The sequence below is a fragment of the Paenibacillus tepidiphilus genome (assembly GCF_008635795.1).
Lineage (GTDB): Bacteria > Bacillota > Bacilli > Paenibacillales > Paenibacillaceae > Paenibacillus_AQ > Paenibacillus_AQ tepidiphilus.
Genome location: NZ_VWRQ01000004.1, coordinates 1 through 15,424 on the forward strand (window position 1 = coordinate 1; position 15,424 = coordinate 15,424).

General features: G+C 54.8%; 10 protein-coding genes. 7 read left to right on the forward strand and 3 right to left on the reverse strand.

Annotation, left to right across the window (positions count from 1 at the left end; genetic code table 11):
• Positions 1 to 437 precede the first annotated feature (437 nt).
• From F1379_RS05895 to F1379_RS05905, 3 genes are all read left to right on the forward strand, one after another.
• The gene (locus tag F1379_RS05895; RefSeq protein WP_150267409.1) at positions 438 to 1,463 is read left to right on the forward strand and encodes an ATP-binding cassette domain-containing protein; all 1,026 of its coding nucleotides are present in this window, start codon (positions 438 to 440) and stop codon (positions 1,461 to 1,463) included.
• Positions 1,460 to 2,272 (forward strand): ABC transporter permease, encoded by an 813-nt coding sequence (locus tag F1379_RS05900; RefSeq protein ID WP_150267411.1) that lies wholly within the window; start codon positions 1,460 to 1,462, stop codon positions 2,270 to 2,272. Before F1379_RS05895 ends, F1379_RS05900 begins: the two co-directional genes overlap by 4 nt.
• 227 nt (positions 2,273 to 2,499) lie before the next feature.
• Positions 2,500 to 4,254 carry an SGNH/GDSL hydrolase family protein gene (locus tag F1379_RS05905; RefSeq protein ID WP_338046094.1) on the forward strand — a complete coding sequence of 585 codons (1,755 nt, stop codon included), beginning with the start codon at positions 2,500 to 2,502 and terminating at the stop codon, positions 4,252 to 4,254.
• 106 nt (positions 4,255 to 4,360) lie between these two features.
• Here the strand turns inward: F1379_RS05905 and F1379_RS05910 are convergent, their stop codons facing one another.
• Positions 4,361 to 5,965, reverse strand: coding sequence for a M4 family metallopeptidase (locus tag F1379_RS05910; RefSeq protein WP_150267413.1), 1,605 nt, complete (start codon positions 5,963 to 5,965; stop codon positions 4,361 to 4,363).
• A 399-nt stretch (positions 5,966 to 6,364) separates the two neighbouring features.
• On the opposite strand from F1379_RS05910, the gene F1379_RS05915 reads away from it, so the two are divergent.
• The 4 genes from F1379_RS05915 (at position 6,365) to F1379_RS05930 (ending at position 11,267) form a co-directional block, all read left to right on the forward strand.
• Positions 6,365 to 7,504 (forward strand): SGNH/GDSL hydrolase family protein, encoded by a 1,140-nt coding sequence (locus tag F1379_RS05915; protein WP_150267415.1) that lies wholly within the window; start codon positions 6,365 to 6,367, stop codon positions 7,502 to 7,504.
• Positions 7,505 to 7,672: 168 nt separating this feature from the next.
• Positions 7,673 to 9,229, forward strand: a complete 1,557-nt coding sequence (locus F1379_RS05920; RefSeq protein ID WP_150267416.1) for a DNA-binding protein — start codon at positions 7,673 to 7,675, stop codon at positions 9,227 to 9,229.
• Positions 9,230 to 9,368: 139 nt separating this feature from the next.
• Complete coding sequence (locus tag F1379_RS05925) at positions 9,369 to 10,157, forward strand: class I SAM-dependent methyltransferase (protein ID WP_162551085.1); 789 nt, start codon at positions 9,369 to 9,371, stop codon at positions 10,155 to 10,157.
• A gap of 150 nt (positions 10,158 to 10,307) precedes the next feature.
• A complete protein-coding gene (locus tag F1379_RS05930) occupies positions 10,308 to 11,267 on the forward strand; it encodes an acetylxylan esterase (RefSeq protein WP_150267420.1) in 960 nt (319 codons plus the stop codon).
• A gap of 317 nt (positions 11,268 to 11,584) precedes the next feature.
• On the opposite strand, the gene F1379_RS05935 is transcribed toward F1379_RS05930, so the two are convergent.
• Positions 11,585 to 13,060 (reverse strand): glycoside hydrolase family 5 protein, encoded by a 1,476-nt coding sequence (locus tag F1379_RS05935; protein WP_239004577.1) that lies wholly within the window; start codon positions 13,058 to 13,060, stop codon positions 11,585 to 11,587.
• A gap of 440 nt (positions 13,061 to 13,500) precedes the next feature.
• Positions 13,501 to 15,375: an LTA synthase family protein gene (locus F1379_RS05940; RefSeq protein WP_150267425.1), complete on the reverse strand. Its 1,875-nt coding sequence runs from the start codon at positions 15,373 to 15,375 to the stop codon at positions 13,501 to 13,503.
• Positions 15,376 to 15,424: the final 49 nt, after the last annotated feature.

Here is a 15,424-nt window from a genome sequence, read left to right on the forward strand (position 1 = left end):
CACGTCCGTAAATTTATCCGGCGACTAAACCGCTCTTCCCATGAGGTCATTGATCGATTATGCGTGCGGTTTTAATCTTTTGTTCAACTTATATAGGTCTATGATTATGCTCCATATAGGTTGAATTAAGTAGCGATTTTCCAACTACAGTCTGCGAACAGGGGGCTGCTTATCGTTCATCATAATTATACAAATCTGGCCCCCAGCGGATTGTATAGCATTTAGCGGTATTCATCCGGTGATCGGGAGAGGGCAGCGGACAGAATTCCATAAATTTACTGAAGTCACTTTTCGACCTTATCCAGCTAATCTTAATTTCAACTTATATAGATACATTTTCTCCTGTAGATCCTGTACAGATCTGCTGAATTTATATTCAGTTTAAAAATGGCCGTTACTATTCGGGATATAAACAGTTTGTGTAGGAGGAATAGAGAATGAAGCAACCATTATCGGCGTCACGGCCGAAAGGGGAATGGGCTATCGAAGCCCGCGGGCTGGTAAAAGTGTTCGGGGACAACAAGGCGGTCGACGGGGTGGACCTGCAAGTGGGCACGGGTAAAATCTATGGGGTGCTCGGCCCGAACGGAGCGGGTAAGACGACGACGATCCGCATGCTGGCAACGCTGCTTCAGCCGGATCAGGGTACAGCAACGATCTTCGGACATAACATTGCCAAGGAGCCGCATGTTGTCCGTCAGCTGATCGGCGTGACCGGGCAGTACGCCTCGGTGGATGAATCGCTCAGTGCGACGGAGAATCTCGTCATTTTCTCCCGGCTGCTCGGGCTCGGACGCGCCGATGCGCGGCGCAAAGCGGCGGAGCTGCTGGAGGAATTCGGATTGGCCGAGGCAGCGAAGCGGCCGCTCAAGGCTTTCTCCGGCGGGATGCGCCGGCGGCTGGATCTGGCCGCAAGCCTGATTGCCCAGCCGCCGCTGATCTTCCTCGACGAACCGACAACGGGACTTGATCCGCGCACGCGTAATCAAATGTGGGATACGATCCGGCGTCTGGTGAGTACGGGATCTACCGTGCTTCTGACGACGCAGTATCTCGAAGAAGCCGACCAGCTCGCCGACCGCGTCGCCGTCATTGACCGCGGCAAGGTCGTGGCCGAAGGGACCGTCGACGAGCTGAAGGCCTCCGTCGGCACCTCATCGCTGCACTTGCGGGTGAAGCATCCGCAGCAGCTGGAACAGGCCCGCCGGACGGTGGAAGCCGTGCTCCGGGCACCGGCAGGCATCTCGGCGGAAGCCGCGAAGATCACTGCCCCGATGGGGGATGCCGATCAGGTGGCCGATCTGCTGATCGCCCTGCGCGAAGCGGGCATCTCCCTGGCCGAGATGAGCGTGCAGAAGCCGACGCTTGACGAGGTGTTCCTGACGATTACCGGCCATGGCGTGGAACATAATCAGGCACCGGATGCCGGTGCAGCAAGCACACTGGAGGGACAATACGTATGAGTACAATGATTACACCCGGTACCGAGCGCCGGCTCAAGAACCGCTCAGGCTTCGGCCAAACTGTGCGCAATTCACTGACGATGGCTTACCGCGGGCTTTTAAAAATGAAACGCACGCCGGAACAGCTGTTTGACGTCATCTTTCAGCCCATTGTCTTTACACTAATGTTCACATATATCTTCGGCGGGGCCATATCGGGCGATGTGCAGAGCTATCTCCCGCTGATCATTCCCGGCATTCTTGTGCAGACGGTCATTACCACTTCCATTGTCACCGGCGTCCAGCTCCGTGAGGATATGGAGAAGGGCGTATTCGACCGGTTCAAATCGCTGCCCATTGCGCGGATTGCCCCGCTGGCGGGAGCGCTGCTGGCCGATACGGTCCGCTATACGATTGCCACGACGCTTACCTTCGCCATGGGCTATGCGATGGGTCTTCGCCCCGAAGGCGGTCTCGGCTATGTTGTCCTGGCCGGCCTGCTCGTCATCGGCTGCGCCTGGGCGATCAGCTGGATCTTCGCTTTCTTCGGCGTCATCGCCCGCACCGCTTCCAGTGTCCAAGGGATCTCGATGATTGTCCTGTTCCCGCTCACCTTCCTCTCCAATGCTTATGTGCCGGTGGATACACTGCCGGGCTGGCTGCAGTGGTTCGCCAAGATCAATCCGATCTCGCATCTGGTGACCGCCGTCCGGGATTTGGTCAACCATGGAACAGCAGGAAGCGACCTGGTGATCTCCTTGATCGGTGCCGCCGTCATCGTGGCGATATTTGCGCCGATTACGGTGCGGGCTTACATGCGGCGGACGTAATGAGATATAGAGTTGTGGTTATAAAGAAATAACAGAGTCCCCACAAGCCAAGAGCCGCCGCCAAGCGGCTCTTGGCTTGTTGCCGTTTTCCGTAATTATTGGGGTAATTACTTTACTGTGCACCTGATGCGGCCCGGGTATTGTCTGCTAGAATATAGAGGATGCCGGTCATTCCGGCGAACCGGTATACTTGTAAGCGAATACATTTCGGAAGAAGGTTGTCTCAGATGGAAGAGAACGTCAAAGGTACAATGCTGGAGTCAGATCAGGAGTCAGCACAGGAGTCAGCAGCGGGTCCGGCTGCCCCTACAGACCCTGAAGAGCGGCGCAGCGGCTTCTATCTGCTCTATGAAGCGGATATTGAAGCCACCTCACGCGGCGAGGGGAGCCCGTCGCAGGAGGTCTATCTAGATAACGGTCGGCTGGCGGACAAAGCGAGATATACCGGCGCTGTCGGAGATGAAGGAATTTTGCAACTGCTCGGTAGCTGCGCGGGCCTGCGGGAGCTGGTGCACAGCATCGGGATAAGCGTCAGAGCGGACACAGCGGTCACCTTTGTGCTGCATAACTGGGGCAAGACGCAGATTTACGAAACAGGCACCCGTCTCGGCATCTCCTGTCCAGGGGATGGCACAGAGGTTATCATCAGACTGGCGGATATCCGCTGGTCGGAGGACGATGATGTTCCGGGGAAGCTGGGCTTCGAGTTTGAGCAGGCGGGTCAGTTAGGGACAGCCAGCGTGATCTTCTACTTGAACGACGGCTACGAGGTGCCTGTTCTGGAGAAGGAGCCGCCTGTGCCGTTCGGCTCGCCGGAATATCAGGCGATGATTGCGAAATCCCTGCTGCATGCGGGTAACAACCGCCGCCTAAAGCTGGCGCTGGACAAGGCGGACCGCGGCGAAGAGATGACGATCGCCTATATCGGCGGCTCAATTACCCAAGGGGCGGGAGCCAAGCCGATTCATACGGGCTGCTATGCTTACCAATCCTATTCGCGGCTGAAGGAGATGTTCGATCCTGAGGGCCGGGATCATATACGGTTCGTGAAAGCCGGTGTAGGCGGAACGCCATCGGAGCTTGGGGTGATCCGCTATGAACGGGACATTACGCGGGATGGAGCGATTACGCCGGATATTGTGGTGGTGGAGTTCGCAGTGAACGATGCAGGCGATGAAACGAAGGGCAACTGCTATGAAAGCCTGTGTCTCAAAATCCTGTCCGCAGCCCACCAGCCTGCCGTGATTCTGCTGTTCAGTGTGTTTGTGAACGACTGGAACCTGCAGGAGCGGCTGTCTCCCGTCGGGTATCATTACCAGCTGCCCATGGTGAGCATCAAGGATGCGGTAACACCGCAGTTCCGGTTATCGAAGCAGGAAGGCAATCTCATTTCCAAAAGACAGTTCTTCTACGACAGCTATCATCCCACTACGGACGGTCACCGGGTGATGGCTGATTGCCTGGTCCACCTGTTCACCGAAGCCGCCAAATGGCCGCTGGATGAGCAGGATATCCGTCTGGACCAGGAGCCGGTAATCGGCAATGATTACGCCGGTATCCGCCTGATCGACCGTAGAGATACCGGCAGCTGCGCCGTGATAGATTCGGGAGGATTCACGGAAACCGATGCGGAGCTGCAGATGGTGGAAATGGACGATCATCCGGACGGCACGCCGCAATTTCCGTATAACTGGATGCATACCCCCGTCTCCGGCCGTGACAGCTTCAAGCTGACGATTTCCGCGCGAAATCTGGTTCTGGTCTACAAAGATTCCGGAAGCACAGCCTTCGGACGGGCGGACATCTACGTGGACGGTGTTTTGTTTAGAACTGCGGATCCCCACGAGAACAACTGGACCCACTGCAATCCGCTCATTCTCTTTCAGCATAAGGAGCGGAGGGAGCACCGGATTGAGATCCGCATGGCGCCCGGCGAAGAGGAGAAATGCTTTACGATTCTGGGCTTCGGGTATACGGAATAACGTTTCATTATATAAATCGTGCTCTTCACATCAAGACGCGTTCCCCAGCAACGGGGAACGCGTCTTTGTATGGCTTAAGTACTTCCGGTTCCCAAGGAACAGTAGCTTAATTCACGCCCACTGCGGTATAAGCCTTGGTGATTGCAGTGACCTGGGCCGATCCGGCACCGTACAGCTCGGTTGCCGACTGGATCAGCGCCGTCCGTGCCGCCGAGAAATTGGATGAAGTGGTGAGGTAGTTAACGAGTGCATTGTAATAGATTTGTACCGCAGCGTCGCGGCCGATGCCGGTAATCGTCTGGCCGTTAAAAGTGCCGCCCTGGACTACCAGATAGAATGCCTTGTTGTTGATACCGCTGTTGGTATGCACGCCGCCGTTGTCGCTGGAGCCGGTGTAACGGTTGGCATACTTGTCAGGCTGGCCGTACAGCGTCGGATTGGACAGCGAACGCAGTGCGTCTCCCGCTACGCCCGGTGTGTAAATGTCATCCCCGACCAGCCAGCTGTCGGCTTCAATCGAATTACCGATAATGTCGGAGAAGGATTCGTTAAGTGCTCCCGGCTCGCCGTAGTATTCGAGATTGGCGGTATATTCTGTAACCCCGTGGGTCAGCTCATGGCCGACTACATCAAGATCGCCCGAGAGCGGTGCGAAGGTTACGCCGTCTCCGTCGCCGAAGACGATCTGGGTACCGTTCCAGAAGGCATTATTATACTTGGTATAGTAATGAACCGTCGATTTGATCTGCAGCCCGTTGCCGTCCAGGCTGTTGCGCCCGAACTTGCTCAGGTAATAGTCATACACCCGCTCTGCATACGTATGGGCATCCACTGCGGCGCCATCGGTCCAGGTATTATTGGTGCTGGTCAGCAGTGTGCCCGGTAAAGAGGTCTTGTTCTTGGCTGTATAAGTGACGATACCTTTGCCACGGGTGCTGTCATAGAGCTGGTAGGTGGAGCCGGATAACCGGGTCTGGAAGGTCTTGGTGTCGCCGAACACCCCGGGACCCGTAGCCGTTACATCCTGCAGGATGTTGTATTTGAACAGGACGCTGCCATCCTCGGCGGAGATGAAGTAGCGGATACGCAGCGGAAGAGGTTCCAGAACGTTTACTTCCGTTTTGTAGGCCAGCTTAGGGATATCATCCTGTACAAAATAATACAGATCCGCGCTTGGTGCCACCTGCGGCTCGCCAAGTGCGCCGTATTCCAGGGTGGCATCCGCAGCGGCGGCGGCGATCGCATCTGCGCCGGTCAGCAGGCTGATCTTGGCGAAGGTCTGCGGAATGTTCTGGTATACATCTTGTACAACGCTGCCCAGCAGGGAGGTAACGTTGCCGTTCTTGTCTACATGGAGGGTCTGGTCAGCGCCGTAGACCGGGATACCGCCGATGGTCTGGGCCAGCCGGTAATGCTTGGTGCCGGTAGCCTGATTGGTCTTCTGCTCTTTGATTTTGAATTGGCTGCGGACATTGTCCTGGGCGCTGACCTTAAGGTTCCCTTTCACACTCTCCAGATAAGTCCAGACCGTCTCGTCCGAACTGACGCCTGCCGGTGTTTTCCAGGATTGGCCCGTAATAGAGATAGGAGCGGATTCGGTGAACAGCTCAGCGGGAGCGTTCAGATCCTCGGTTTCGGCCGCAGTTCCGATGGATGCGAATGATCCAAAGGCCAAAATGCCTGCAAGAAGAGAAGCTACTTTCTTTTTCATAAATAATATTCCTCCGATCGAAATAGTTGGGATTAAACATAAAAAATTCTTGTAGGCATTAACTCTGACTGAGCCTGGGGAGCAATCTTTGGTGGCGGCTGGGCGACAGGACAACGGTTTACTTGCACTCTGAGGGCTGCGGAAAGCATCACTCCCTTCAAGGAATTGGATAATAATGTATAATAGCTCTATTAATTTGCTATTCTACTATCATTGTTTTGGTTTGTGAAGATAGATTCGCCAAAAATGTAAATAAATTCTATATAAATATGATCGTTTCGTGAATACTTCCATGCCATGGAATGAGCACAGGTGGAATAGCAGAGGGAAATGCTCTCTTTTACCGGCCTGCTCACTGGTATAATAGAGGAGTCATAAGGTTGATGAGGAGGAAATAATGTGGAGAGAAATCTACAATTGAAAACGCATGCATTATCCGGACTTACGAATTTGAAGGTTCACGGCAGAACGACGGCCAGCCGCAGTCCCCTGACATTGTTCTGGACCGGCAGTGCGCTGGAGATGAATGTGACCGGAAGCGAGCTGTGGATCGAAATAGAGGCGGACTATGATCTCTACGAGCCGTGGATCAGCGTTCTGGTTAACGCTGTACCTGTAAGCAGACAAATGCTGCCTGCCGGACGGTACTGGATCTGCGTATTCCGCGGGATGAATCCTGACGTGCCGAAGAATATACGCATTGTAAAAGATGTGCAGCCGATGAGCGCCGATCCCGTATGCTCGCTGCAAATTCATGCCGTGAAGTCAGATGGAGAATTCCTCCCGGTTACGGATAAGCCCTGCAAAATCGAATTTATCGGTGACAGCATTACCTCAGGGGAGGGAGCCATCGGCGCTTCCGTGGAAGAGGATTGGATTCCGATGTGGTTCAGCGCCATACATAACTACACCGCGATGACAGCGGAAGCCCTGAATGCCGATTACCGGGTCATCTCGCAGAGCGGCTGGGGGGTGCTGACTAGCTGGGACAACAACCCGCACGGCAACATTCCGGAGGGCTACGGAAAGGTATGCGGTCTGCTTACCGGCGAGAAGCATAAGGCGCTTGGGGCACATGAAGAGAATGATTTTGACGCCTGGCAGCCTGATGTGGTAGTGGTCAATCTGGGGACCAATGACGGAGGGGCTTTCTATTCACCGGCGTGGAAGGATGAAATCACCGGGGAGACGCACAAACAGCGGCTGAATGAAGACGGTTCGTTCCATCCGGCAGATTTGGCGGCGTTCGAAGCTGCTGCGGTGCGGTTCCTGCATCAGCTTCGGCAATATAACAGCCGCGCGCAGATCATCTGGGCTTACGGCATGCTGGGACTTCCCATGATGCCGGCGATCTACCGGGCTGTCGACGCTTACATCAGAGAGTCTGGGGACAAGAAGGTTACGGTGTTCCAGCTTCCCAATATGACCGCAGATACGGCAGGAGCGCGGAGTCATCCGGGTGTCCGGGCCCACCGGAAGACGGCGGATGAGCTGGCAGAGTATATCCGGGGAATCATTGGCGGCAGCGCCATTTCCTAGCTTGTTGAGTAAAATATTCGGCATTTCGCCCCTCTGGATTGTAAAGCATGCATAAAAATGATTAGAGCATAGTAAAAAATAGTAAAAATCTATATTCTTCCAAATGTTTCTATGTTATTCTTTGCTCAGCTTAGCTGACCAATTCATAGAAAGAGTGGAGGAATGAACATGGCTCATCGCTCACGCCCGTTACGTACAATCTGGTGGAGCTTGGGGATTGCGGCAATGCTGATCACCTCAGTTGGATTACCGCCGGCGCAGGTCAGTGCGGAGGGGCCGGCCGACCCGGCGCCCAGCATAACACCGTCTGTCCCGAACGGCAAAAAGATTCTGTTCGACAACACCCATGCGCAAACCGCCGGGGCGGCGGATTGGGTCATCGACGGCGCTTTCTCGGATTTCGCGAACGGACTGGCTTCCATCGGCTATTATGTAAAAGAGCTGCGCAAGAGCACCCCGATAACGTTGGCAGACTTGAGCGGGTATGACGTCTTCATCCTTCCGGAAGCGAACATTCCGTACAAGACCTCGGAGCAGTCTGCGCTGCTGAGCTATGTCCAGTCCGGCGGCAGTCTCTTCTTCATCAGCGACCATTACAATGCCGACCGGAATAAGAACCGCTGGGACGCTTCGGAGGTCTTCAACGGCTACCGCCGGGGAGCCTGGGCGAATCCGGCGCTGGGGATGAGCAGTGAGGAAGCCGGTTCCGGTGCATTGTCCGGTGTGGCCAGCTCCGATTGGCTTGCGGCGAATTTCGGCGTGCGCTTCCGTTACAATGCCATCGGGGATGTTACGGCCAATACTATCGTCACCCCGGCGCAGGCCTTTAACATTACCAGCGGCGTATCGTCCGTCGCTATGCATGCCGGTTCGACTCTGGCGATTACGAACCCGGCGAAGGCGAAGGGAATTGTCTATTTGCCGGCGACGACGGCTGCCTGGGCCAACGCCGTGGACCAGGGCGTATATAACGGCGGCGGAGTAGCGGAAGGCCCTTATGTGGCTATTGCCAAGGTAGGCGCCGGAAAGGCCGGCTTCATCGGCGATTCCTCCCCCGTTGAGGATGCCACACCGAAGTACAAGCGGGAAGAAACCGGTGGCACCAAAACGACATACGACGGCTATGAAGAGGCGGACGATGCCACACTGCTGCTGAATCTGGTCCATTGGCTGGCAACCCCGGAGAGCTATACCTCGCTATCCGCCGTTTCCGGTCTGACACTGGATACGGCGACCCCGCTCTACAGCTGGGAAACGCCGGCCAGCTCCGCCGAACCGCAGCCGGAACCCTGGGCTGCACCGGCGAGCGGGTACAAGTGGTATGAGCCGTCCACCTTCAAGACCGGCTCTTATGGTGCTGTTACAGCTCCGGGGCCGTTCACCTTCATTCACCAGGCCACGCTGCCTAATCAATACGAATTCACCGTGGAGGTTGTTGTTACCGGCTTGACGGCGGGCCAGACCACCTCCGGTTACAGCCTGGGCGTTTACACCTCATCGGGCACCCAGGTGGCCAAGGTACGTAACAGCGACGGTTCGTGGCCCGCTTCTTATGGCTACAGTTCAAGCTTTGCCTTAACGGCCAATGCGAGCGGCGTAGCTTCCCGGGTCCTGACAGTCAAGCTGAATCCAGGCGTCTCCGGCGCCGCCAGCATGCGCTTGCGGCTGAACAGCACCGCCAAATATACCAAGGCTGTGACGATTGGCAACGTGCCGGTAGAGTAACGTGAGATATACTATTTGAAACTCAATGGAAGGGTGATAACGATGATGCAGACCCAAACTATTATTATTAGTGCTGCTGCTAAATTCAACACAGGGAGGCACCTGGCGTAAACCTCCCGATCTAACTGGAGGGAACAAGTTGAAGCAAGATTATGATCAGAATTACTATATTAAGCGTTGGTATGCCGAAATTTACGAGCAGAAAGAGATTCAGACCGATGATGTAGCGTTTATCGTCAAGGCGCTGGGCGAGCGCCCGCTGAAGGTGCTTGAAGTGTGCTGCGGCGGGGGACGGATTGCCATTCCGCTGGCCGAAGCGGGGCATAGGGTAACGGGATTTGATGGAGATCAGGCGATGCTTGAGCGGCTCTCCATCCGTGCAGAGACCTTGGACAATCTAAACAGTTATCACGCTGACGCCGTTCTGGCGGATTGGGGAAGCGGGTATGAGGCCGTTATTCTGGCCGGCAACATCATGATTAACATTGAGACGGAGCTGGATTACCAGGAGGCGCAGCGGCTCTTCCTGCAGAAAGCGGCAGCCTGCCTGGTGCCGGGCGGGATGCTCTTACTCGACTTTAATCTGTTCGCCGATCCTGTCAGCGCCTTTACCCGCAAGGGCGAGCGGGTCCAATTCGAGGGTACAGGCAGTCTCGGCACCTACGGACGGATAACCGCACTGGATTCGGTATACGATTCCGGTTCACAGGTCGCGTCCGGAAAGAGTCGCACCGAGCTGCTGTTCAGCAGCGGTGAGCGATATGTAGCGGAGCGCTCCTGGAGCAAGCATATTCCGACGCTTGCCCAGGTGGAAGGCTGGCTGAGCGATGCCGGCTTCACCGGAGTGACGGTCTATGGGGATTATGAAGGCAACCCGGTCGGCAACGGGACACATCGGGCTGTAATCCTGGCCTGTCGAGGACAGTAGAAGGCATAGCAAATCATAGGAGATGTCAGATCATGCGCTGAGTCCCGCTGGAATATGCGTTGTCTCTGGTCCCGATTCCTGATATGGTAGGTATGCTGAGGCCGTCTGTGCGAGCAGACGGCAAATACATATTATGGAGTGATTGCGAAGATGCCGATGCTGGACATGCCGTTACACGAACTGAAAGCCTATCAGGGCCGTAATCCGCGGCCGGCGGATTACGATGCTTACTGGGAAGCCGCGCTGGAGGAGATGAGAGCAACCGACCCGCAGGTGGAGCTGATTCCGTCCGAATTTCAGGCGCCGTATGCGGAATGCTTTGATTTATATTTTACCGGGGTGCGGGGGGCACGGGTGCATGCCAAGTATATCCGTCCGAAGGGGACGGCTGCCCCTCATCCGGCGGTGCTGCAATTCCACGGCTACAGCGGGGATTCAGGGGATTGGCAGGACAAACTTCAATTTGCCGCCCTCGGGTTCTCCTATGCTGCGCTGGATGTGCGCGGACAAGGAGGTTTGTCTGAGGACAGCGGCGGCCATAAAGGCAATACGTTCCAGGGGCATTTCATCCGTGGCCTGGACGATGCGGCGGACAATCTGCTCATGCGCCATGTATTCCTGGATACCGCACAATTGGCTGCAATCGTCATGGGCTTTGAAGAGGTGGACGAGAACCGCGTCGGTGCGACGGGCTGGTCCCAGGGCGGTGCGCTGACGATTGCCTGCGCGGCGCTGGAGCCGCGAATCAAACGGGCGGCAACGGTGTACCCGTTCCTGAGTGACTACAAGCGTGTGTGGGAAATGGATCTGGCCAAGGATGCATACGGAGAGCTGCGGGAGTATTTCCGGAAGTTTGATCCGCAGCATAAGCGGGAGAAAGAAGTGTTTACGAAGCTGGGGTATGTCGACATCCAGCATCTGGCGCCGCGAATTCGCGCCGAAGTGCTGTATGGAGTCGGGCTGATGGACAGTATCTGTCCGCCGTCTACCCAATTTGCTGCCGTCAACAAGATTGAATCGCCGGTTCAAACCGAGGTGTATCCCGACTTCGGGCATGAAGGGCTGCCGGGTCTGCCGGACCGGATTTTCCAGTTCCTGAGTGAGCTGTAAACGAACTCATCACATCGTTCTTTTAGATGGGGCTGTCCCAAAAAGCCATGAAATGGCTGCTTGGGACGGCTCTTTTATTGGAGTAGGATCAACGTGAGCGCTTGGGTGGATGCTGCGTGAATGGACCGTCGTACCAATCGCTGTGCTCTCCAGATGAGACAAAGACGAACGCTGCCGCTTTAACGCGGGTCGTTCTGTCCTCTCCGCTTGGTCAAGCTCCTTGCCAGCGTGTCCCGAACAGAGCCAGAGGAGCCGGAAGTCCCGGCTCCTCTGGCATTTCTCGGGGGCAGTACATCGTACGGCGGCTGATGAAGTGACTATTGTACGGTTATGCTGTCCACATAAATAGCGGATTGCCCGCTGCTGCCGGCGGAGCCCCGGAACTCCACCCCGATCTCCTTGACATCGGAGAGACTTTGGATCGCGCCCAGGGACAGCGTCAATGTGGTGCCGCCCGAGGCGCCAATCGGAGTTGCCCCGCTGTCATACCAGGTCCATCCGGAGCCGGTCTTCACGTACAGCTTGGCTGAAAGTCCGCTTCCGAAGCTGCCCCAGCTCGCATGCTTTACCGCTGCTTTCAGCGTGCTTTTGCCGGATAGATTATGGTTGGCTGTTAAGAACAGGCTATGAGCAGAGTTGGCAGATAGCTGGATATCCGCTTTCAAAGCGGCTGCACCTGTGGATTTCCATTCGCCAGTGGTCCAGGGTCCGCCGGAAATGCCGCTTCCTGACCAGCTTTGCGTACCCGCTTCGAAATCGTACAGCGTCGTTGCCGTACCACCCGAACCGTTACCCGGATTCGAGCCACCCCCGCCAAAGACGCCGGATAATACAGAAGTCGCTTTGATGCCATTGCTGCCGTTCACGACGGCGTTACCGAAGGTGGTCAGTGAGCTGCCTGCCCAATCATTGGCCATATCGAGATAAGCCAGATCGCTGCTGTTGCCCTTCCAGGACCAGGCCAGCCAGCCGACGGCCTTCTCCCTGGAATAACTCATAATGGTGGCTTCGTCCACGTCGCCGTTTGTGTGCTGCCCGCCGAATTCACCGATGACCAGCGCCAGGTTCTTGTTCAGTACGCCGTCGATATTGGCTTTGACAGTAGCGGCATTCCCGCCGGCATATTCGTACATATGAATCGAGAACATCGTGTTCTTGAGCGTGTCGGCATTCAGCACCTCCGGGCCATAATTGATGACGGAAGCGGGATACTGTCCCCAGCCTGCCGAATCCACCATCAGTGTATGCGTGAGCCCGGCATTCCGCAGCTTCGGTATAGCCTGCTTATAACCGCTGGCCCAGGTTGCCCCGTCCCAGGTGCCATACCATTCGTTGGCGATATTGATGATGACACGGTCTTCTTTGCCGATCAGTGCGCTCTTAATACTGATCCAGTAATTCACAGCAGCGTCCAGATCGGAGAGACTGTCGCTGCCTGTGGCGTCATGCACTTCCAGGACGGCGATTAATTTGTTCTGCTCGCAGAGGCTGATAATATTCTTGACGGCATTCACATCATCCAGGGACCATTTCTTGCCGTTCGCGAGCACAATCCGGACCGTATTGGCTCCAGTCTTGGCGATGGCAGGAATGGCTGTAGCCAGCTGATCCTTATACCAGGTGTGAGCGTGGTTCACACCGCGCATCACGAATGCTTTTCCCGTAGCATCCATCAGCTTGGTTCCGCTTACATAAAAACCGCTTGCCGCTTGTGCCCTGTCCGGAACCCATCCAACTGCCGAGAACGCCAGGAAGAATACTGCCAATACCATCGACCACTTGCGCAATTTCACCAAATACCACCCCATCTTGATTAGTTTTATGTAAACCCCTGTCCTCCGGAAATTGCTTGCATCCACCTCCTTATACCGGGAAGATCAGGAGAAACATATATGTTCGCGCTTTCAATTATCGTTATTATATTAGCATTTAGTTAGGGCGAATAAGTATAACTATTTTATACAATTTAGCGATAAGTACATAAAATGGCATGAAAATTGATCAAATCCTTTGTATTTATGAAAAATAGGGTGGATTGCAATGCTAATTATATAATTAAATTATCAAAATGTTATTTTTATTAGGGTCATCTGTTGCTTGGAGATGACATAGAAGAGCTGTTTGAACTGTTATTCAGATTATCAACCGCAGTAGAAATAAAACAAGCCAGTCCGCCTCCTCGAGAGGTCTGGACTGGCTTGTTGATATGACTTTCGTCTCAGGTGATTGCAGCTTACTCTTCCGGCATTTCCCGGTCCGGCAATTGCGTGACATAGCTGTCGGAGAGGCGGAGCAGCTCCAGCGCCCGGTTGAATTCATCTTCGGTGGATTGCAGCGGCCCCTCACCGTCGCCGGACAGGGTGTAATGCTGGCCGTCCTCGAAGCCGCTGCCGGACAGGAACAGCTCTTCGTTGTTGACGAAGGAGCCGGTCGGCAGATAGTAACGCTGAGGCAGCAGGTTGTACGAAGTCTGGTTCAATAAATCCTGGCCAAAGTGGATATGGTTATCCAGCGAAACACCCAGCAGATTGGCAACTGTCGGCAGAATGTCGACCTGACCGCCCAGTGAATTCTGCACACTCGGGGTCTGGGCACCTGCCGAAGCGATGATCAGCGGAATGTTGATCAGATCGCGCTCCGTGTATTCATGCCCCAGAATTTCCTCCAGCAGCACCTTATCGTCATCCTTCAGCGAGAAGATCGGCAGTCCGCGATGATCGCCGTACAGCACGACCAGGCTGTTGTCCCATACGCCGTTCTCCTTGAGTTCGGCAATAAATTGCCCCAGGGCGTAATCGGCATAATTCTGGGCACGGATGTAATTCCCTACGAAGGTACCTTCATATCGCTCCGGCAGCGTCATCTGGTACTTATTCTCCGGAATGGTGAACGGGTTATGTGCCGACATGGAGATAACGTGAGAGTAGAAAGGGTTGCTTGCCGCATCCATCCGGGCCAGCTCGCCCGCCGTCTTCCGGTACAGCACTTCGTCGGAAGCGCCATAGAAGATGGTGTCGTCTTCGCCATAGTAGGCTTTGTCGTAAAATTGGTTAAAACCTACCGCCTTATACAGCTCCCCGCGGTTCCAGAAGTCCACTTCGTTCGTGTGGAAGGTGGCGGTATCATAGCCCTCGGCTTCCAGCAGCTTCGGTAAGCTCGGCAGCTCTTTGCCGGCGTAAATATCGGTGGCCGGGCCATCCGGCGGAACATAGAAGGATGTGTTAACAATAAACTCCGCATCGGAAGTATTGCCTTGGCCGACCTGCTGGAAGAAGCGCGGGAAGTACATGCTGCTGTCCGCCAGCTTGTTCAGATTGGGCGTAATTTCCTTGCCGTCGATCGACAGATGAAGCAGGAAGTTCTGAAAGGATTCCAACTGGATAATCACCAGATTCTTGCCTTTGGCGCTGCCGAACAGGACCGGACTAACCTGCGGCTGTATGCCCTTGGTGTCATTGATGAGCGTCTGCGTAATCTCGGAGAATTCGACAGGCTCTTCCTCGTCGTCCGCTAGCAGGGCGTAGGCTTCGTAGTTCAGAATGCCCATTTGCTCGGCCTGGACGGTCTCGTTCATACTGGCCTTGTTCGGAAAAATATTCATCATGCAGATGGCCAGTGAGATACAAAAGAGGGCGGCGACCACTCTGCGGTTGCTTGGGCGGGACATCGCTTTCTTCCAGCCAAGCGCCTTCTTGCGGCTGAACATAATGAGGCTCATTACAACAATATCCACAAACAGCAGCAGATACTGCGGATGTACGACGGCGAATATACTCTTTTTCACAGCGCCGACCTGCTTCGCCTGACCAATGACCTGCGACGTGGCAATAATGCCGAAATGGTTGTGATAGATAATCAAGGAGAAGAACAGAATGGTAATTAATAGATTGACCAGCATGTAAATATGAATCTTCCGTTTCGGAGCGAACCACTCGATCAGACAGAAGATAATGAGCACAAAAGGAATCTCCTTCAGCCACGTGCTCCAGGTGGGTCCGTCTTCAAACAGGTAGTACCAGGCAAAATAACTTTTCACCAGCATAATGACAGAAAAAAACAGTATTGCGGCTCCTCTCTTACCGAGAGTCCGTACATCCTTCAACCCCATTTGGTATGCGCATCCTTTTCTATATTTTTCTCTATTTAATTTATTCATT